Annotated in this window: 9 protein-coding genes and 1 pseudogene; 6 read left to right on the forward strand and 4 right to left on the reverse strand. The window is 30.7% G+C overall.

The features are described 5' to 3' along the window. The first annotated feature begins 82 nt into the window (after positions 1 to 82). Positions 83 to 739, forward strand: coding sequence for an HAD family hydrolase (locus H0I29_RS07130; protein ID WP_218754903.1), 657 nt, complete (start codon positions 83 to 85; stop codon positions 737 to 739). A 66-nt stretch (positions 740 to 805) separates the two neighbouring features. Here H0I29_RS07130 and H0I29_RS07135 read toward each other — a convergent pair whose 3' ends face one another. The 4 genes and pseudogenes from H0I29_RS07135 to H0I29_RS07150 all read right to left on the reverse strand — a co-directional run bounded on the left by H0I29_RS07135 (position 806) and on the right by H0I29_RS07150 (position 7,685). Further along, complete coding sequence (locus tag H0I29_RS07135) at positions 806 to 2,434, reverse strand: sodium/sugar symporter (protein WP_218754904.1); 1,629 nt, start codon at positions 2,432 to 2,434, stop codon at positions 806 to 808. A 411-nt stretch (positions 2,435 to 2,845) separates the two neighbouring features. After that, a pseudogene (locus H0I29_RS18495) lies at positions 2,846 to 2,986 on the reverse strand (T9SS type A sorting domain-containing protein); the annotation flags it as partial. 189 nt (positions 2,987 to 3,175) lie between these two features. Beyond that, positions 3,176 to 3,436 (reverse strand): hypothetical protein, encoded by a 261-nt coding sequence (locus H0I29_RS07145; protein WP_218754905.1) that lies wholly within the window; start codon positions 3,434 to 3,436, stop codon positions 3,176 to 3,178. 85 nt (positions 3,437 to 3,521) lie between these two features. After that, positions 3,522 to 7,685: a hybrid sensor histidine kinase/response regulator transcription factor gene (locus H0I29_RS07150; RefSeq protein ID WP_218754906.1), complete on the reverse strand. Its 4,164-nt coding sequence runs from the start codon at positions 7,683 to 7,685 to the stop codon at positions 3,522 to 3,524. 528 nt (positions 7,686 to 8,213) lie between these two features. On the opposite strand from H0I29_RS07150, the gene H0I29_RS07155 reads away from it, so the two are divergent. The 5 genes from H0I29_RS07155 to H0I29_RS07175 all read left to right on the forward strand — a co-directional run bounded on the left by H0I29_RS07155 (position 8,214) and on the right by H0I29_RS07175 (position 22,773). Further along, a complete protein-coding gene (locus H0I29_RS07155; protein ID WP_218754907.1) occupies positions 8,214 to 9,686 on the forward strand; it encodes an arylsulfatase in 1,473 nt (490 codons plus the stop codon). 153 nt (positions 9,687 to 9,839) lie between these two features. Then, positions 9,840 to 12,383 carry a fibronectin type III domain-containing protein gene (locus tag H0I29_RS07160; RefSeq protein ID WP_218754908.1) on the forward strand — a complete coding sequence of 848 codons (2,544 nt, stop codon included), beginning with the start codon at positions 9,840 to 9,842 and terminating at the stop codon, positions 12,381 to 12,383. Between the two features lie 24 nt (positions 12,384 to 12,407). Further along, positions 12,408 to 15,554, forward strand: coding sequence for a glycoside hydrolase family 2 TIM barrel-domain containing protein (locus tag H0I29_RS07165; RefSeq protein ID WP_218754909.1), 3,147 nt, complete (start codon positions 12,408 to 12,410; stop codon positions 15,552 to 15,554). Positions 15,555 to 15,648: 94 nt separating this feature from the next. After that, positions 15,649 to 18,714 carry a glycoside hydrolase family 2 TIM barrel-domain containing protein gene (locus tag H0I29_RS07170; protein WP_218754910.1) on the forward strand — a complete coding sequence of 1,022 codons (3,066 nt, stop codon included), beginning with the start codon at positions 15,649 to 15,651 and terminating at the stop codon, positions 18,712 to 18,714. A 981-nt stretch (positions 18,715 to 19,695) separates the two neighbouring features. Continuing rightward, a complete protein-coding gene (locus H0I29_RS07175; protein WP_218754911.1) occupies positions 19,696 to 22,773 on the forward strand; it encodes a TonB-dependent receptor in 3,078 nt (1,025 codons plus the stop codon). The last annotated feature ends 10 nt before the right edge of the window (positions 22,774 to 22,783 follow it).

The following is a 22,783-nucleotide window of genomic DNA, read 5'->3' on the forward strand; positions in this document are numbered from 1 at the left end:
AAAAGATTTATCAAATTATAATATAAGTCTTGTTGTTTTTTATATTCTAATCATGATATTATTAGTAATTTTATCAAAAAAAATGAAGTATAAAGCTGTTGTTTTCGATTTAGATGGTACGCTCGTAAATTCTATAAAAGATATTGCTGATGCCATGAATATTGTATTGGATAAACGCAAGTATCCTACTTATGATTATGAAACATATAAAACTTTTGTAGGAAGTGGAGTAAGAAGTTTAGTGGTAAAGGCACTTCCAGATGAAAACCCTAAAGATGAAGAAGTAGCAGCATGTTTGAAAGATATGATGCAGGTGTATAGCAAAATTTGTACTGATAAAACGGAACCTTACGAAGGGATCTTAGATTTATTACATCAATTGAAAGCTAAGAACATTAAAGTAAGTGTGCTTTCTAACAAAGAAGATACTTTAACTAAAAAAATAACTGCCTTTTTGTTACCAGAATTTTTGAGTCCGGTTTTAGGATTGAAAGTTGAGGTTGATAAAAAACCAAATCCGAAAGTAGCTTTGGAAATTTGTGAGGAGATACAGATAAAACCAGAAGAAACTATTTTTGTTGGTGACACAGATGTAGATATTTTAGTCGCTAAAAAAGCAAAAATGCTTCCTGTTGGTGTGTCTTGGGGTTTTAGAGATAAAAAAGGACTGATAGAAGCTGGAGCAGCGCATATTTTAGAACATCCTTTAGATTTGATGAAAATTTTAGAGCTTGTTTAGAAAATAAAAAAAATCGTCTAAATTTCTTTAGACGATTTTTTTATTAAAATTATGTTTGGCAATCTCTTACCAGAATAAACAGTACAATACGGTTAATAAAATACATACTGTTATAGATCCCATATTAAATAATGGTGATGTTTTAAATAAATCTTTAGTGATTTCAATTCCTTTAGGATCATCTGCTCCTTTATTTTGAATATTACTCATTACCATGATAATAACAAGAGTTAACAGCGTTGTAATTCCCATTTGATGCATCCAAGGCTCGAATACAGGAATAGGAATAAACTTTAATGCCAATGCAATTGGAATTGATAAAACCGCTCCCCAAATAGCCGCATTGTTGGTTGTCTTTTTCCAGAATAAACCTAACATAAATACTGCTAAAATACCAGGACTTACAACACCTGTATATTCTTGTATAAATTGAAATGCTTGATCAATACCTCCTAAAAGTGGCGCAACAATAACAGCGATTAATAAAGCAACTGCAGCAGAAATTCTTCCCACATTTACTGTTGTTTTATCATCTGCATTTTTGTTAATGTATTGCTTGTAAATATCCATTGTAAAAATGGTAGAGGTAGAATTTAACATTGAAGCTAAAGAAGAAACAATTGCCGCTGCTAAAGCTGCAAAAGCAACACCTTTTAATCCTGTTGGTAAAAATTGTAACAACCAAGGATACGCTTTATCTGCTTGCTCTACAGAAGGTACATTTAACATGCCCGCTTCTCCTAAATTAGCCATAATAGCTGGGTCATTTACCATTACATACGCTGCAATACCAGGAATTACTACGATTAATGGAATTACTAATTTTAAAAATGCTGCTAATAAGATCCCTTTTTGAGACTCTTTTAAAGATTTAGCAGCTAAAGTTCTTTGTATGATATATTGGTTGAATCCCCAGTAATATAAATTGGCAACCCATAAACCACCAACTAATACCCAAATACCAGGTAAGTTTACATAGTTGTCATTAGATTCTTCTAAAATCATGTGGAATTTTTCTGGTGCTGCTTCCCAAACTTTAGAGAAACCTGCAATCATTCCTTCTCCTCCAGAAACGGTATTTAATGCTAAGTAAGTGGTAATTAATCCACCAAAAACTAAAAATACTACTTGTATTACATCTGTCCAAGCTACTGCAGACAAACCTCCATATAAAGAATACGCAGCTGCAAAAAGTGCTAGTCCAATAATAGCGTACATCATATCTACACCCATAATGGTTTCAATAGCCAATCCTCCTAAATACAATACAGAGGCAAGATTTACAAAAATGTATAAGGCTAACCAAAAAACAGCTAAAATGGTTTTAAGGTTGGTAGAAAAACGCTTTTCAACAAATTCAGGAATTGTATATAATCCTTTTTCAATAAAAATAGGTAGAAAATATTTACCAACAATTATTAAGGTTAAAGCTGCCATCCATTCATAAGAAGCAATTGCAATACCTAGTGCAAAACCAGAACCAGACATCCCTATAAATTGTTCTGCAGAAATATTTGCAGCAATTAAAGAAGTACCAATTGCCCACCAAGGTAAAGATTTACTTGCCAAGAAGTAATCTTCTGCATTTTTTTGGTGTCCTTTTTTATCTCGAGACACCCATAATCCTACACCTAAAATTAAAATGGCATATGCAATAAAAACTACATAGTCCCACATTTCAAAACCTGCTTTCATTATTTATTATAATTTGTTTATTACTTAATGGCTATTACAAGTATTGTTTAGCCGTGCACTGTTACTAATTATTGTTATTAAATTATAAATATGCCTCAAAAATAAATTAAGAGGCATACTGCTATTGGGGAATTCCTATTTTGTCTAACTCTTTTCTTGGAGTTTTAAATTTTACACTTAAAACTACCTTCTTAATGTGGTTTTCTATGCTTTACAAACGTATTGTTAATTACTTGTTAAGAGGGTGGTGATTTGTATCTAAATGGGAGTAATTATGTTACATAATAAATTATTTCACCCCTTAATTGATTGGTTTTTACAAGATTTTTTAATCAATTTTAAGATTCATTATATTTTAATTAAGTTGTAACTTTCTATTACCACTCTTACCAAATTCAAATAATAATTATGTTACTCTTTAACCACTTTTAAAGTTTTTATCTCTAAATTGTTCGTATCACTAGCTTTTAATAAATAGATGCCAGCTTTTAAATCACTCATATCTAAACTATTTGTTACTTTTTGAGAAAGTACTTTTGCACCTAATATATTATAGACTTCTACAGAAGAAACAGTATTTGCAGAAAAGTATAAAACATCTTTTACCGGGTTAAGGGATGTTTTAAATTTTTATTCATGTAGTTGATTGGTTTGCAAGGCATTACTGTGAGTAGGTCCATAAAAAGCTAATCTCATACCACTCGTATATCCACCATTTTTAGAAGTTATTCTATCAGGTTTCTATACTCCAGTAGATTCTTCACCTACTATCATAATAAAACTATAATTAGTACTTCCCATTTTGTGATCAAATTGTTTGAAATCTAATCTAATCGTAAAGTGATCTTCACCCAAAGTATTTTCGTTAATTATAATATGACCTGTATAATCTCTTTGAAAGGTTTTACTAGAAGTATCTGTATCAGTAACAACAGTGTTTGCAAATTGAGTACGTTCTATAATATCACCTATTGTTTCATAATACGTTAGAAAGTATTGCATCTTGTTGTAAATTAAGTTGTAACAAGATGCGTGTAGGAGTTGTTACCTGAATTTATGTATGTTTGAGCAGTAGAAGTATATTTTTTTAAGAATCGTTATCCATAAAAGTGGTGTCACTATTTTCTATAGGTTCTTTGTGTTGTTTTATGTATTCTGATGGGCTTATACCGTATTCTTTATTAAAACATTTACTAAAGTATTTTTGATTGTTAAAACCAGTTAAGTATGCAACTTCAGAGATGTACATACTATTTTTCTTTAGTAGTTGTTCGGCACGTTTTAGACGTATTTTTTTTATAAAATTAACAGGTGTTTCATTTAAAATTACTTTTAGTTTTCTGTATAGATTAGCTCTACTCATACCAACTTCAGAGGCAAGATATTCTACACTAAATAGATGGTCTCCCATGGATGTTTCTACTATACCAACTAGTTTTTTTATAAATTTCTCATCATTAGATTCTACTTCAATTTCAGAAGGAGCTGCTGTAATTACCTTACTATATTCGTTTTTAAGTTGTTTTCTAGATACCAATGTGTTGTTAACTTTCCATTTAACAAACTCCATACTAAAAGGTTTCTCTATATAATCATCGGCCCCCATAGATAAGCACTCTATTTTTGTGTCTGGAGAATTTTTAGCAGTTAGCATAAAAATTGGAATGCTTTTAATTTTTGGATTTTGTTTTATTCTTTTCAACATAGAAATACCATCTTCTACGGGCATCATAATATCACTAATAACCAATTTTGGTTGTTCTTTTAAGACAATATCATAGCCTTCTTTTCCGTCTGATGCTTCTAATATATTATATTGACTTACTAATTCTTCTTTAAGCATTGTTCTTAATTCAGAATTATCATCAACAATTAAAATAGTAGGTTTGGTACTGTCTTTTGAAGTTGTTTTTTGATCATATTCGGAAGAAATTTCTTCTATAACTTGGAATTCTGAATTTTTAATAAAGTTTTTTAATAACGGTGTACTTGTTTTTAAAATTTCATTTTTATGAAACCTTTTTTTGCTAATTGGTAGGTAAAAAGTAAATTCGGTAAACTTGTTTTCTTCACTTTCTGCAAGAATAAGTCCATGATGTCTTTCTATTAGTTTTTGAACCAATTCCATACCAATTCCTGTACCTGGAATTTGATTACTATAGGGTTTTGTTGCTTGGTAGTATCTGTCAAAAATATGTACTAAATCTTTTTCTGGAATACCCACTCCGTTATCTTTTACAATACATTTAATATATTCGCTTTTAGGTAAATTTAAACTAGTAAGTTCTTGGTCTTCTGTAGAAACTACTTTTGTTTCAACACTTATTTCTCCTCCTTCTTGCGTGTATTTGAAAGCATTTGATAATAAATTAAAAAGTATCTTTTCTAAAATATCTACATCATACCATGCTTTTTTAGCGGGTTCGTCTGAAGTAAAGTTGTATGTAATATCATAGATTTTTGCAAAATCATTAAAGGCATTTTTTATAATGCTTACATCTTTTATAATATCATTTTTAGAGATGTTTAATTTGAACTTTCCTTGGTCAAATTTTCGAATATCCATTATTTGATTTATAAGCCTGTGCATTCTTAATGTATTATTATAAATACGTTGAGAGGTAAGCGGACTTAAAGTAAACTTTTTTTCTTTTACTACTTTTTCTATGGTACCAAGAATAAGTGACAATGGTGTTCTTAATTCGTGAGAAATGTCTGTAAAAAAGATCATTTTCATTTTATTAAGCTCATTATCCTTTTCTCTACTCACTGTTTCTTTTACAAGATTTTGTTTTAATCGGTACCATCTTCTAATTAATTTAATACTGATAAAAATAAGTATTACGCTAATTAGAAAGTAGGTTAAATAAGCCCAATTAGACCTCCAAATAGAAGGCATTATTTTAAAAGTTAGTTCTGTTGGTGTTTCGTTCCAAACACCATCGCTATTAGAACTTTTTACTTTAAATTTATACGTACCAGAAGAAAGGTCATTGTAATTTGCATTTCTATTAGAAGCACTTGTGTAGATCCAATAATTATTTAGACCTTCTAACATATAAGCATACTCATTTTTATATGGAGTTGTTAAGTCTAAGGAAGAAAAGTTTACTACAATATTATTTTGGTTATAAGGTAGTGTAATTGGTTTTTGTGCATCTACATTTAAGTGATTGGAAATGTGTAATTCTGAATTTATCTCATTACTTTTTGTTGCTCCAAGCGTTGCAAAACTTGTGATTACTGTGGTTGGTAATACACTTTTTTGAAAGAAATAATTACTATGTACTGTATAGAAACCTTCTGCACATCCAAAATAAATGGTGTTTTTACTATTGTTTGAAGCGCTAGAGTTAAAACTAAACTGACTTTCTTTAATTCCGTCTTCAATTTTAAAAGGAATAAATTTTTCTGTTGTTAAATCAAACCGAACCAAACCATCTTGTGTGCTTAACCAAATATTACCATCGTGGTCTTCTTCTATAGACGAGATTGTATTGGATAAAACACCATTTAACTTTCTAAAACTTTTAAAGCTATTTGTTTCTTTAACGTATTGGTTTAACCCCCCACTTCTTGTTCCAACCCAAATATTTTTGTTTTTATCCTCATACAAGCTTAAGATTGCATTAGATGTTAATTTATTTTCTATAGTTGGTGTATATTCTTCGATTGTTTCATTGTTTAAATCTACTTTATAGAGACCTTCTCCTCTTGTTCCTATCCATAAATTTTGATCTTCAGTTAAAAGAAAGACAGATGTATGGTTCTTAGAGAGTCTTGTTATAATGTCTTTTTTAAATTGAGATATTTGATTATTGTTATTTATAATGTCTACACCACCGTTCCAAAGAGCTACCCAAATTTCATTCTTATTTATTACTTGAATATCTGTAATTTCATTCTTGTATGTTTTTAATGTTGTTAGTTTTAAATTATCTGTGTTATTATTGTAAAGTTCAGATTGGAACAGTTTGTTACTGGATGTTATGTATAGTTTGTCTTTCTCATTATTAAATGAGATATGTTTAATATTGTTTATTCCGGTTTCTATTTTAGTTGAAGTATTCTCTTTGGAATTGTATTTATAAAGTCCACTGTTCATTCCTAGTAAAATAGTATTAGGGGAGTAAAAAAGTAGGCAATTTGTTAAATCGTTAGCTTTTTTGTTAGGTGCTTTAATTTCATTGTACTCAAAAATAGAAGTTCTTATTCTGTATTTATTGATACCTTTTAAAGATCCAATCCAGAGGTTGCTATAGGTGTCAAAAACAATAGAGGTAATAAAGTTGTTTTTTAAATTTCCGCTCTCAGATTCTTTAGAATATCTAACAAAAGTGTAACTGTTGTTGTTTCTAGTTGCTTTAAATAAACCACTTCTAGTTCCTATCCATAAATCTTCATTACTAGGGTTTATTGCTAGAGATGTAAGTCTAGTTTGTTCTTCTATAGAGTTCGTAAAGTCTGGGTAGTTTTCTAGTGTTTCTAAAGATAAATCTGCTTTATTGTACTTTAAAATTAAAAAACCGTGAGGAGTAATTGCAGCAAACCTATTGTTTCCAAGATCCTTAACGCTTACAATTTCTTCTTTAAAAGTTGTTTCTGTGTACGTGTTGTCTTCATTTAAGATAAAAAAACCTTTATTTGTAGCTACCCAGTATCTCCCAAAATCATCTTCTATCAAAGAGTTTATCTGTGCATTTAGTTTTGAGGCTGCAATACTGTTTGTATAGTTTTTAGTACTGTTTATTTTTTGAAAGTCTTTATTGCTATCTATTTTAAGTAGTCCTATTCCTTTTAAATGAGCAAAAACTTTTCCACTTTTACTTTTATATAGAATTTCTGTTGTAATGTTTTTATTGAACCCTTTAAACTTATTTTCTTTTCTATTAAAATGTATTAAATAACTCTCACTTCCTATCCATAAATTTTTATGTTCATCTTCTACTATAGAGTTAATACTGTTGTTTGGAATTGAAAATGGGTTAAAAGCATCTTGTTGATAAGAAACTAAACTGTAACCATCATACCTAAATAATCCGTTATTACTACCAATCCATAAATAGCCTATACTGTCTTCAAATAGTACATTTATCTTTTTATTAAATGCAGAACCTTGTATTATTAAGTCATTAAAATAAGGTTCATTTTTTTGTGAGAAACTTATTGTAACAAAAGTTAGACATATAAACAGGTATATTTTTTTTAATAGTGGTTTACAGGTTATAATCTTTGGTAGTTTTATAATCATAAAGTTCATTATTAATTGATTCTGTATAGGTACTATAATATTATCTATTTTACCTTAAAACTATAGATGCTTAACGGGGGGTAAATGTTGCATTTTAGAGTTGTTTATGTTGCAAAATTAGATTATTTGGGTTGATTTATTGCTTTTTTAGTGTTTTTTAATTAATTGAACCACTGATTTACTTCTCTTTTTATGTTTTTTTGTTGCTTTTTTTCTAGTGCTTAGCAAGTTTTGTTAATTAAGTTTTGGAAAAAAAGGTGTGGATAAGTTGTTAGATATACAGTGTGTTGTAAAAGTGCAATAAAATTAGTGTCTGTAAAATGAGACGTTGAATAAGGCTAGAGGTGTTTGTTGATGCTGTGTTGGGGTTTTAATGTTGCGTTTTTCGATTTTTTGTGATATTTGACTAAAAATGCAACATTAAGAGGGTGTTTTGTATATTTTTAGATATTCTTTTAATAATATATTTGAACCTAGCGAATTTATTTCGTTATGCAAATTAGTAAATTAAAGTAAAATTAAAAGGAAATGAATAAAAGTTTAAAATTTCTCTCTTTAGCTTTGTTAGTCTTCACTGTGATTTCGTGTGGCTCAAAAAGTTCAACAGAAAAAAGTAGTTCGCAAGAGGCAGTTACGTCTTTAAAAAAACCAAACATTATCTATATTTTAGCAGATGACCTTGGTTATGGAGATTTAAGTAGTTATGGACAAACAATGTTTAAAACGCCAAATATTGATAAATTGGTTACAGAAGGTTTAATGTTTACACAACATTATGCAGGTAATACGGTTTGTGCGCCTTCAAGATCTGCTTTATTAACAGGTCAGCATACAGGGCATACACCTGTTAGAGGAAACAAAGAAATTATGCCAGAAGGGCAATACCCAATTCCTGCGAGTACATTTACTTTAGCAGAATCGTTAAAAAAAGGTGGTTATGTAACAGGTGCTTTTGGTAAATGGGGATTAGGATTTCCTGGATCTGAAGGAGATCCTGTTTATCAGGGTTTTGATACTTTTTACGGATACAACTGTCAGCGTTTAGGTCATAATTATTATCCAAACCACTTATGGTCTAATAGAGATTCTATTGCTTTAACTGGTAATGATAATGGTCAAAAAGGACAGTATGCACCTATCTTAATTCAAGCAGAAGCAATTAAGTTCTTAGAGAAAAATAAAGACACTACATTCTTTATGTATGTGCCTACTATTATACCTCATGCAGAATTAGCAGCTCCAGAGCATATCATAGAAAAATATAGAGGAAAATATTTACCAGAAAAGAAATTTAAAGGAACAGATGATGGTCCAGAATTTAGATTGGGTAAATATGAGTCTCAAGATGAATCTCATGCAGCTTTTGTTGCTATGATTGAAGTGATGGATACTCAGGTTGGTGAAATTATGGATAAAGTAAAAGCTTTAGGCATAGAAGATAATACTATTATTGTTTTTGCTTCAGATAATGGTCCTCATGAAGAAGGAGGAGCAGATCCAAAGTTTTTTAATAGTGCTGGTCCTTTAAGAGGAGTTAAAAGAGATTTATACGAAGGAGGAATTAGAGTACCAATGACTATTAAATGGCCTAATAAAATTAAAGCAGGTACTCAAACAGATTTAATTTCTGCTTTTTGGGATGTGTTTCCTACATTTTCTGAAATAGCAGGAGTAGAGGTTCCTGAAGGTTTAGACGGTATTTCTTTCTTACCTACTTTATTAGATAAGCCAGAAGATCAAGTTCAGCACGATTACTTATACTGGGAATTCCATGAAAGAGGTGGAAGACAAGCGATAAGAAAAGGAAACTGGAAAGCTGTTAAGTACAACGTATTAAAGAAACCTAATGCACCTATGCAATTATTTGATCTTTCTACAGATTTAGGAGAAAAAAATAACATTGCAGCTCAACACCCAGAAATAGTTGCTCAAATGAAAGCTTTATTTTTAGAAGCAAGAACACCATCTGATGTGTTTACATTTGATCAAGTTTCTTTTTAATATTTAAAAGACATTCTTAATTCTTACTTAATACTATGTGAAATTCTTTTTTGCATAGTATAAGTAAGAATTTAAATAGATAAAAATTATTTATTCTTTCTGTTTATGGTTTTAAAAAACACATATTTTATTGCTTTATTTAGCCTTCTTCTGGTGAATAATATTTGGGGTCAAGATTTAAAAAGTATAAATATTACTACCAATAATGGACATGCAATAAAAAAAGGAGCAAGTGGTTTTAATGTTCGTATAGCAGACAAAATTTGGAGTTATACACATCCAGATTTTGTAAAATCTGTTAAAGAATTAAAACCAGGTTGGTTGCGTTATTTTTCTGGTACTATGGGCGATGCTTTTAGTAGTGCAACAGGAGAATATGATCTAGATTATATTTCTATGTTAGATCATGAGAAAGGGTATTTAAAAGGATTTAGATATGTAAAAGTTAAAGGTCCTCATAGAGTTATAGATTTATATGATCTTTTAAGTGAAGTAAACGGTAAATTAGTTATTACTGTAAATGCTTTTACAGAATCTCCAGAGATGATTTTAGAATTGGCAAGATTTTGTAAAAATAATAATATAGAAGTAGCTGTTTGGCAGTTTTGTAACGAACCTTATTTTTATGTGCCAAACAGAAATAGATTTTGGTGGAATGATGGTTTTGATTATGCTGCTAAAATGCAACCTTATGCAGAAGCAATTCAGCAAGTTTTTCCAGATGCACAATTAACCCTTAATTATACTTGGGATGGCGTTTGGACTTTTATGAAAGAAATTAATCAATTTCAAAAAGAAAATGGAGCTTATTGGAACGTGTTTTCTAAACATTCGTATGCACCACATACCGGTAAAAAAGACACAAGAGAACAAGCTTACAAACGTGCAAATACCAAGTTGTTAGAAGCAACTTCTAGTGCTGCAATGGCAGAAATTGAAGATTACACATGGAAAGATGTTCCTATGGTGATTACAGAATTTGGTGTTTGGAATAGACCTTTAAATGGTATTTATTCTAGTATTTATAATATTGAATACGTAATGCGTCAATTAGCACATACAAACACTCAATATGTAGGTGCTCATGAAATAAGTAACAAGTATTATCCAGGAAAAGGAATGGGTAATGTTGTAGAAAATGCTTTCGAAAATAATTTAAAAATAGAAACAGATACTGTAGCTACAGGAATTCGTAGAGATATAGAAGGTAAGGCATATAAAATTTATAACGAAGCTGTTAACAATTCTGAATACTTATATCATGTAGATATTAGTAATAATCTACAAGTAGAGGGTTTAAAGGGTACAAAAGTAAACGGTATGTATGCCCAAGGGTATAAGGGAAACAATGGCTTTAATTATTTAGTAGTAAGTAATAGAAGTAAAAATGCAAGTCAGTATCAGATTAATGTTGATAATAATGCACTTAAAGATCATTTACTTGTAACTTATATTGCTGCAGATGCATTAAATACAAGGGATACAGAAATTAAAGAAACTCAAATTAAAAACGGAATTCTATCTGTAAAACCATTTAGTTTATCTGTTTTAAAATGGAAAACAGATTCTTACAAATTAGAACAACCAACTATTTATAAAGCAACAGTAGAAAAAGAAGGTGTTTTATTAAAATGGGGTTCTATATCAAAAGCAAAATCTTATAAAATTCACTACGGAACAAATGCTTCAGATTTAAACGAAACAATTAATGTTGCTGCAAAGAATACTTTTTTAGTGAAAGGATTGCATCCTAATAAAAAATATTTTTTCACAGTTGAAGCACAAAACGATGAAAAAATTAGTGACTTGTCTACTCCAGTTTCTGTGGGATATCAATTAGCGAGTACACCCCAAATATTTAAAGTTTCAAGAAGAAATAATACGGTTACTTTATTTTGGAAAAGTGTACCCAATGCATCTAGTTATTTAATTAACTATGTAGATGAAAACAATAAAAATATTGAAATAGATACAGACAATGTTTTTGGATATAGAGTAGAAGATTTAAAAGATAATACAAAATATCAGTTTACTGTAACCGCATATAATGGTTTAGGTAAAAGTATTCCTTCAGAAAAAGAAGATGTTTTGGTTTCTTCTAGAGTGCCTTTTAGTCCAAGAAATGTGTCTGCTACAAAAATAGCGTCTAATGTTATAGAGGTAAAGTGGCATCCGCAAGCTAAGGTGCTTCCTAATACGTATTATAACGTGTATAGAGGTGTAAAACTACATGAGTTTACTAAGGTTGCAAGTGGTGTAAAAGACACTGTATATGTAGACAATTCTATTAAAGATAATGTACAGTATTACTATACAGTTAAAGCAGAGACAGAAGTTGGTGAGAGTAATTTTCACCCGAATATTGCTACTGCTTTTTCAATAGAAAAAAACAATAAAGTTAAGATACAGTCTGTAGTAACTCAAAAAGAAGGGTATTTGGTAAACGTAGTTTTAAATCAATTAAAATTAAAACCAGGAGATTCTTTTGGAGTTATCATTAACAATGTTTCTTATTTAAACGTAGAACATGTTAAAATTTTAGGAATCCCGGATGTAGAAAGGAATAAATCTTTTAAAGTATTTATTCCAAATTCCAAAGTAAAAGTAAATTCAAAATATGCTATAAAAGCTTTTGTTCTAAAGGGTGGTAAGCAAATTGAAAGTGCTATTGTAAATCAGTTTATAAGTAAAAATTAAACCAACACTTAATTATCTATCAAAATGAAAAAATCTTTATTAATCATTATTGCCTTAGTGGCTACTTTTACTTCTTGTGAGAAGAAGGGTGACACGAAACCTATTTATGTAGCTGATAAATGGGAAAATCCAGAATGGGAAAATCCAGAAATTTATCAGATAAATAGAGAAGAGCCAACAGCTTCTTTTTATAAGTATGCAGATGATGCGGCTGCTTTAAAAAATGAAAGCTGGAAAAATTCATCTTTATATAAATCTTTAAGCGGAACTTGGAAGTTTTACTATGCAGATAGTGTACAAGCAAGACCAACAGATTTTTATAAAGCAGGTTTTGATATTTCTCAATGGGATGATATTGAAGTACCATCTAACTGGGAATTAAAAGGACATGGAATCCCTATTTATACAAATAGAACATATATGTTTCCTCCAAACCCTCCTTACATTCCTCATAACCTTAACAATAACGGAAGTTATAAAAAGGAATTTGAAATTTCTGAAGACTGGGATGGAAAAGATATTTATTTACATTTTGAGGGAGTAAGTGGTGCAATGTATATTTGGTTAAACGGACAAAAAGTAGGTTATAATGAGGGTAGTAAAACTGCTGCTGAATACAAAATAACAGACCTTGTTAAAAAAGGAAAAAATGACTTAGCAGTTCAAGTTTTACGTTGGTCTGATGCAAGTTATATGGAAGATCAAGATTTTTGGAGACTGAGTGGTATTGAGCGTGATGTATATGTATACGCTGCTAATAAAGTAACTTTAAGAGATTTTAGAGTAACGTCTGATTTAGAAAATGATTTTAAAGATGGTGTTTTTAAAGTAGATTTAAAAGTTGATAATAACACTGCAGAAACAGTTCAAAAAGAAGTAAAAGTACAATTATTAGATGGTGATAAAGAAATTTATGCAGCAACTAAAAACGTACAATTAACCAAAGGAAGAAATATTGTTGATTTTGCAAAAAATATTCCGAATGTAAAAACATGGAATGCAGAACACCCTAATTTATACACTCTTTTAGTAAGTGTTAATGGAGAATCTACTTCTATAAAAGTAGGATTTAGAAATATTGCTATTAAAAACATGCAGTTTTTAGTAAACGGAATGCCTGTATTATTAAAAGGAGCAAACTTACACGATCATAGTGATACAGAAGGACACGTTATTTCAGAAGAATTAACGTTGTTAGATATGAAGGTGATGAAAGAAAACAACTTAAATGCTATTCGTTGTAGTCATTATCCTAAAAACCCACACTTTTATAGATTGGCAGATAAACACGGTTTTTATGTAATTGATGAAGCAAATATAGAAACGCATGGTATGGGTACTACCAACCAAGGTTTAAATAACAATAAGAAGGATCAAGCGGTACACCCAGCATATTTACCTCAATGGAAAGGAGCACACATGGATAGAACAATCAGAATGTTTGAGCGTGATAAAAATTACCCTTCAATTATAACTTGGTCTTTAGGAAATGAAGCAGGAAATGGTGAAAACTTTGTTGCAACTTATAATTACTTAAAAGAGCAAGATGATACTAGACCAACACAGTATGAAGGGGCTACGCAGTACTCTAATACTGATATTCAAGCTCCAATGTATTGGACAATTGATAGAATGGTAAAATATGCAGAAAACAACCCAACGCGTCCATTAATTCAGTGTGAATATGCACATGCAATGGGAAATAGTGTAGGTAATTTACAAGACTATTGGGATGTAATTGAGAAGTACGATATTATGCAAGGTGGTTTTATCTGGGATTGGGTAGACCAAGGTATTTTAACAAAAAATGAAGAAGGCGAAGCGTTTTGGGCTTACGGTGGAGATTTAGGAGCAGGTCATTTACATAATGATAAAAACTTCTGTTTAAACGGAATTGTAAATCCAGATAGAACTGCGCATCCAGCTTTATATGAGGTTAAAAAAGTATACCAATACATTAAGTTTAAAGAAGTAAATATTAAAAAAGGAGAAATCGAAATCAAAAATATTTATGACTTCACAAACTTAAATACATTAGATTTTTCTTGGACTTTACTTAAAAACGGAAAAGAAGTAGCTAATGGTGCTTTACCTGTTTTAGATGTTGCACCTTATACTTCTAAAAAAGTAAAAATTAGCATCCCTAAATTAGACGATGCAACTGCAGAATATCATGTAAATGTGTATGCTAAAACAAAAACAGCTACAGGTTTATTACCAGCAGGTTATGAAGCAGCGTATGAGCAATTTGCATTAACAAGCCCTAAAGCTAAAGTTGTTTTAGCTAAAAATGACGGTTCTTTAAAAGCAGCTGCAGATGCAACTTCTATTAAAGTTACAGGAAATGGATTCAACATGTCTTTTAGTAAAGAAAATGGTGAGTTAACTACTTTAGACTATGGTAACGGAAATGTATTGCTAAAAGGAATTAAAGCTAATTTCTGGAGACCAACTACAGATAATGATTATGGTTTTAAAATGGCTAAGAAAATGGGTGTTTGGAAAGAAGCTTCTAACAACCAAGAATTAACCTCTATAGAAAGTAAAAATACAGCTAATAATACTGTTTTAGTAACAGCAACCTATGCTTTAAATGCAGTAAAAGGAAAATTAGTTATTGATTATACAATTGATGCTAATGGTAAAGTTTTAGTAAATACTAATATTTCAGAAATCAATAAAGAATTACCAGTATTACCAAGATTCGGAAACAATTTTGTTGTTAAAAATGAGTTTAATAATGTTGAGTGGTTTGGTAGAGGTCCTTTCGAAAATTACCAAGATCGTAAAACAGCTGCTTTAGTTGGTTTATACAATTCTTCTGTAAAAGATTTATATTTCGCTTACATTCGTCCACAAGAAAATGGTTACAAAACAGATACACGTTGGGTAACATTTACAAATGGATCTGGAACAGGAATAAAAGTAACAGCTACAGATTTAATTTCTTTTAGTGCACACCATCAATATAATGAAGATTTTGATGCTGGAGATGAAAAAACACAACGTCACACAACAGATATTAAACAACGTGATTTGGTAAACGTTAATATAGACTGTGGTCAAATGGGTGTTGGTGGAGATACAAGTTGGGGTAGAATGCCTCACGAAGAGTATCAAATTAATGCTGCTAATTTAAGTTATAGCTACACAATAGAAGCTATAAAGTAATAACAGTGATTTAAAAGATAGTGCTTGCTTATTAATAAGTAAGCACTATTTTAGTAAAATAAGTATGCTTAACTACATTTATAATTTAAAAGATATGCGTATAAAAAATTTAGTATTCCTTTTTGTTTTTAGTTTTATATTCTCTGGTTTTTCTAGTGATAAAAAGCCTAAAGATAAAATTGTACAACGTCTCAATTTTGATGCTAATTGGAAATTTATTCAAAAAGACATTACAGGAGCAGAAAAAGTTTCTTTTAATGATGCTTCTTGGAGAACCTTAAATTTACCACATGATTGGAGTATAGAAGGTGAGTATAATGAAAACAACCCAATGGGAGCTGGTGCAGGATACTTGCCTGCAGGTTTTGGTTGGTATAGAAAAACCATTAACGTTCCAAAAGATTGGAAAGGAAGGCATGTAGAAATTGCTTTCGATGGTGTTTTTATGAATAGTACGGTTTGGGCAAACGGACAAGAATTAGGAACAAGACCTTACGGTTGGGTTTCTTTTGCGTACGATGTTAGTGAATTAGCCAATACTGCAGAAACAATAACCTTTGCAGTTCGTGTAGATAATGATAAACAACCTGCTGCACGTTGGTATACAGGTAGTGGTATCTATGCACATACTTGGATCGATGTAAAAAACAATACATACGTTAAAAGAGATGGAATTTTTCTTAGAACAGAAGGTGATAAAGTTTTTGTAGAAACAGAATTATTCACAAAAGAAGACTGTGAAAAAGTAAAATTAATTACTTCTATTGTTGATGCAAACGGTGTTGAAGTAGCTTCTAATAAGGATAAAGTTAAATTAGAAAAAGAGGCACTTGTAAAAACGGATTTAAGTATAAAAAATCCAAATTTATGGTCTGTAGAATCTCCTTATTTATACACTTTAAAAACTGAATTACTAGTTGGTAAAAAAGTAGTAGATATTGTAGAAACTAAATTTGGTGTTAGAGATATTGAGTGGGTTGCAGAATCTGGAATGTGGATTAACGGTAAAAACGTAAAATTACAAGGAGTTTGTAATCATCAAGATGCGGGAGCTATGGGAGCTGCAGTACCTTATAAAATTCTTAAGTTTAGAATTCAGCAATTAAAAGACATGGGTGTGAATGCTATTAGAACTTCACACAATCCACAAACACCAGAATTTTATGACATCTGTGATGAAGTAGGAATGATGGTAATGGATGAAATTTTTGATGGTTGGCACAAGAAAGCTAAAAACGATTATGGTGCGCATCATTTTGATGAGTGGTGGAAAAAAGATTTAACAGATTGGATTAAACGTGATAGAAACCATCCTTCTATAGTTATTTATAGTGTTGGTAATGAAACACGTGGAGATATTGCTAAAGATTTGGTAGCAACTTGTAATCATTTAGACCCAACAAGACCTGTAACTTCTGGTCATTCTGGTTCAGATCACATGAATGTTTTAGGGATAAACGGAGGTAGTGAAAAGAAAGGGTTTATGGAGAACTTAGCAAAAAATCCGAAGGATAGAGTTTTTATAGGTACAGAAAACACACATACCTGGCAAGTTAGAGGTTATTATAGAACTAAGACTTGGTATAGAGATGGTTTTCCTAATAGAAACCATACATATGAAATTCCTGATTTAACAGAAAAAGAAGTTTTTACACATGATTGGATTGACGAATCTGGTAGAAAAAACAGAAAACAAATTTTTAATTCTAGTTATGACAATGCAACTGTACGTGTATCTTCTAGATTAAATATCGAGCAATTAAGAGATGTTCCTGCGTATGCTGGTTCTTTTAGATGGACAGGTCATGATTATATTGGAGAGGCTGGTTATGTACATGGAGGTTGGCCATTTAGAGCTTTTATGGGAGGAGCTATAGATTTAGCAAACTTTGAAAAAGACTTGTTTTATTTATACCAAAGTCAATGGACCACAAAACCAATGGTACATATTTTACCACACTGGACGCATCCTAAAGTAGCACTTGATACTGAGATTCCGGTTTGGGTATATTCTAATACAGAAGAAGTAGAGTTGTTTTTTAATGATGTTTCTTTAGGAAAACAAATACCAGGAAAAGATTGGGATAAAATGCAATGCCAATGGATGGTAAAATGGCAACCAGGAACGTTAAAAGCAGTTGGTTATAAAGATGGTAAAGTAGTTTCAGAAAAAGTGATTAGAACTGCCAATCAACCTTCTAAAATTAAACTTTCTGTTGATGGAGAATCTCTACAGAATAAAATAGATGATATCGTTCAGGTACGTGTAACAACTACAGATGATAAAGGAGAGTTTTATCCGTATGGAGAAAATAGGACCTATTTTAATGTTTTTGGATCAGGTAAAATTAAAGCCTTAGACAACGGAAGTCCTGTAGATGTAGAACAACATGTTGGGCCTAATCACAGAATTGCATTTTACGGATTAACACGTGCATATATTTCTGCAACAACTACTTCTGGAGATATTAATGTATTAGCAAGTAGTATTTTAGGAGAGAAAAAATTGATTACTTCTAATAAAGTAAGTATCGATACAGAGATTATCAATTTAAGAGGGAATAAAATCAATCCTAAGATAGAAGTTTATTATACTACAAACGGAGAAACACCAACAACTAGTTCTAACGTTTACAAAGGAGCTTTTGAGATTGGTTTAGAAACAACTGTAAAAGCTTTAATTGTTGTTGATGGAAAAGAAACTCAGATTTTAGAAGAAAAATTCGGAAAAGATGAAGGTTTTACTTGGAATGAAACTATAGAGAGCAAAGGGCAAATTGGTGAACAAGCTGAAGAAGCAACATTAGAAAATGCTACAATTTCATCTAAAGGGAAAAACTTTAACGGTAAAGGTTTTGTGAGTTTAAAAAGTAAAAACGCCTCTATTTCTTGGTACCAAGAAAATGATGGTAGTGCTGGTAATGCAGAACTAACTATTCGTTATAGTACAAATGTTGCCAATAAAGATGGAGCTTATATAAAAGTAAATATTAGTGGTAAAGTAGTTCGTAAAGAACTATTATTAGCTAATACTAAGCAACTCGGTAATAATTGGAAAACTGTAATCATTCCTATTAAAATAGATCGTGGAGCGAACACAATATTGATAGAGTCTTTAGGAGATCAAGAAGTTTTAATTGATGAAATTGTAATTAAATAAAACGAAGATGTTTTATTAAGAATCTTAAATTCTTGTTTTATAGTCATTCTATAAAAATTAATAAGTGTAAAAATCGTTTAAAACAATCTTGTTTTAGACGATTTTTTATTTCAAATGGTATTTATAGAGGTGTTTTTTTTAAAAAAAATAAAAAGGATGCGTATTTTATGAGTGCAACATTTGTTACCTTCTAATAGCTGTTGATGGCATTTAAAAGGGTGCATTTAATTAATGTGCTTGTATTTAGTTATGTAGCTCTTTTTTAGTGCTATGAAGCAAGTTTTTAAGATGGCTTATAGTATGTAAGTATTCAGCCAAATATTATTTATAATGGCCTGTTACATCTTATTTCTCCATAATGATTTACAAGGTATGTTTTGGTATCAAAGAGAATAGATTATAAAATCTTTTAAATGTTCTTGTAGTACAGGTAAACGTTTGAAGGTTGGGGTTTTAAGTTTTTTAATAGGTAAACATACACACTAACAAGGAATAATTAATATGCTTAAAAAAAGCAGCTAGTTATCCTGCAAATTTATTATTGAATACAGGGGGCTTTACCTTCATGGAAAACTCATTAATAAGACCTGAAATTTTAAAAGAAGTAGGTAAATAGATTAAAAATAAAGGTTGAATAATCTTTTAAAAGCATAACCTTTTTTATATGTTAAATTAACTCAAAAGTTATTTATATTATATCTTAGAGTTTTGCAACAAAAGAAAACAAAACTCTTAAAAACCCCTATTTACAACTAAAATATCATCAAATAGCAACATTTTGAATCCCTATATGAGAAATTTCAATCTTAATAATATGTTAATTTTGTATGGGATTACATAATTGATTGATAACATAACTCTCTAGAATAAAAAAAATAGGAGAATTATCAAACAAAAAATAATCAAAAACAATTAATTAACTCATTAAAGTATTATGATTGTGAAATTTCAATATTCTACTAATTCAGAAAATTTAAATTTATGAAAAAACTCAACTTATTATTATTATTAATATCCATTTCTTGGGGTTCGTTTTCTCAAGATATAATTAAAGGAATTGTAAAGGATTCAGGAGGAATTCCTTTACCAGGAGTTAGTGTGGTCGAAAAAGGAACACAAAACGGAACAAGTACAGATTTTGATGGAGTATACCAAGTTAAGGTTTCTCCAAATGCTACTTTAGTTTTTTCTTACATTGGTTTTAAAGAGCAAGAAATAAAGGTAACTGGAAAATCTAGTTTAAACATTACAATGATAGAAGACACAGAAAGTCTTGCTGAAATTGTAATTATAGGTTACGGACAGCAAAAAAAAGAAAGTGTCCTTGGAGCTATAAGTCAAATAAAAGGAGAAGATATAGTAGAGTCTGGTTCTCCAAATATGGTAAATGCTTTAAATGGTATTTCACCAGGTCTTAACATTGTTCAAAGTTCAGGGCAACCAGGAAAAGAAGATGGTGAAATTTATATTCGTGGTAATGCAGACCCATTAATACTTGTAGATGGTGTAGAAGTTGTTGGAGGGTTCTCAAACATTGACACAAGAGATGTAGAAAGTATTAGTGTATTAAAGGATGGTTCTGCAACTGCCGTTTATGGAATTAGAGGTTCAAATGGAGTTATCATAATTACAACTAAACGTGGTAAAATAGGAAGACCTAAAATTAGTGTTACCAGTGAGTTTACTCTAAAATTAGTGCCAGAAGGACCAGATGTATTAGATGCTTTTACAGCTCAAAGTGCATTAAATACAGGAATTCTAAATGATCAAGCATATGCTAGTGGTTATAGTACAGAAGCGGATTTAGCACATTGGAAACAAGGTGATTTCCCATACATGTATCCAGATGTAAATTGGGATGATACACTTATCAAAAGTCATGCAACAAGTTTTAATCAAACGATTTCTATACGTGGTGGAACAGAATTTGTAAAATACTATGCTTCTGCAGGTTATTTACAAGAAGGAGATATTACAAAGACCGACCAACTTTTTAATTATGATCCTGAATATAAGTTTAGCAGGTATTCATTTAGAGGGAATTTAGATTTTTCTTTAACTAAAACAACAACACTAAAAACAAGTATTAGTAGTCGTTTAGAAGATACTAATGAACCTGGAAATGGAAGTAATTTATCTGATGCTTTTTTAGCTTTATACACATTAGCTCCTGGAAGTGTTATACCTTATTATCCGGCATCTGTTATGGAACAATATCCAGATCCTTTATATCCTGGACTTGCAGAAGTAAGAATTGGGGAAGGACCTAATGCTTATGGCAGTCTTAATCGAAGCGGTAGTGCAAACACTATTAAAACTGTTTTTTCAGTAGATCTTGAATTACAGCAAAAATTAGATTTCATCACAAAAGGACTAGCTTTTAATGCGAAGTATAATTTTATAAGCAGCTACGGTAGTAAAAGCCAGATAACTTATGATGGGTCTATTTCTTCTCAACAAGAGGCTTATACATTACTTCGTGACGGAACTTGGTCATCACAAGAAGGTATAGATTATGAACGTCCGTTATATTATATACAAGGGAGTGAAAGTGTTAATGGAAATCAGGAAATTAGTTATATAAAAACTCATTTAAGCTATGATCGTTCTTTTGGGAAACATAATGTAACAGGTTTAGCACTTTTTAGTAGAAATGAAAAAACAACTAATGTAGATTTTCCTTTTTTTAATGAAGATTATGTAGGGCGTTTTACCTATAATTATGACACACGTTATTTTATAGAAGCAAGTGGTTCATATAATGGAGATGAAACATTTGCAAAGGGATATAGGTTTAAGTTTTTTCCATCTTTTGCTGGTGGTATAAATTTGGCAAAAGAAAAATTTGTTATGAATACTTTTCCAACTCTAAACAACTTTAAGATAAGATATTCATATGGACAAACAGGTTCTAAAGCAGGTCTAGGTAATAATAGATGGGTATATGATACTTTTTATGATTATGCATCTTCAACTGCAGAAAAAAGACCAGGTTCTAGGTATTTCTTTGGGGAATTGGTAGATAACTCACTTTCAGTACTTAAAATCACTCAATTAGGTAGCCCTGAATTAACTTGGGCTACTGATACCAAACAAAATATTGGGGTAGACTTTGGTCTTTTTAATAACAAAATATCAGGATTTGTCGAGTTTTTTAAACAAAATAGAGATGGATTAATCCAAAGACTTGATAAAGATATTTCTGCTTTGCATGGTCTTGATACAAGTAAACCTTATGCAAATGTAGGAGCTTCTGAAAGCCATGGATATGAAGTGTCTTTAACTTATAAAAACAAAACCGAAAGCGGACTAAGCTACTCATTAACTGGTTTTTACGGATTTAATGAAAATCGTGTTTTATCAAGTCCAGCGGATGGTAGTGGAACCCCAGAATACGCAACTGTAGCAGGTAAACCAAGTGGAACAACTGGATTATTACAAGCAGATGGGTATTTCCAAAATATTGATGAAGTAGTCAATTACCCAAGCTCTGCAGGTGACCCCGCGTTGGGAGATTATAGATATATAGATTACAATGCAGACGGATCTATAGTGGCAACAGATGTAGGAGATCAAATAAGATTTGATATACCTAAATCAGCTAAACATAGTTATAGTTTTAAATTAGCAGCTTCGTATAAAAAATGGTCTGCGAATGCTATGATTAACGGAGTTTCAGGGCATCTAGGTATTATTGACTCTGATATTGCCTACGCTTTACCAGAGGGGGCTGCTTCAGGACGTGTTGAACAATTAGATTATTGGACACCTACTAATACCAATGCTCAGTATCCTGCGCTACATTCAGAAACAGACCCTAATACAGCAAATAGTACAGCAAGAATTATATCTTTAGATTATATTAAATTGAGAAGTATGAATATAGGGTATAATTTTGACATGAGTAATAGTAAAAGAATAAGTGATTTAAAGATATATATCAACGGAAATAATCTTTTTACCATTTCTGACATTGATTATGGAGATCCAGAAGGAAATGATCCTGGTGCTTATCCAATATTAAGAAGATTTACTCTAGGGCTAAACTTAAATTTTTAAAAAATAAAAA

This window comes from Polaribacter sp. R2A056_3_33 (genome assembly GCF_019278485.1).
Classification (GTDB): Bacteria; Bacteroidota; Bacteroidia; order Flavobacteriales; family Flavobacteriaceae; genus Polaribacter.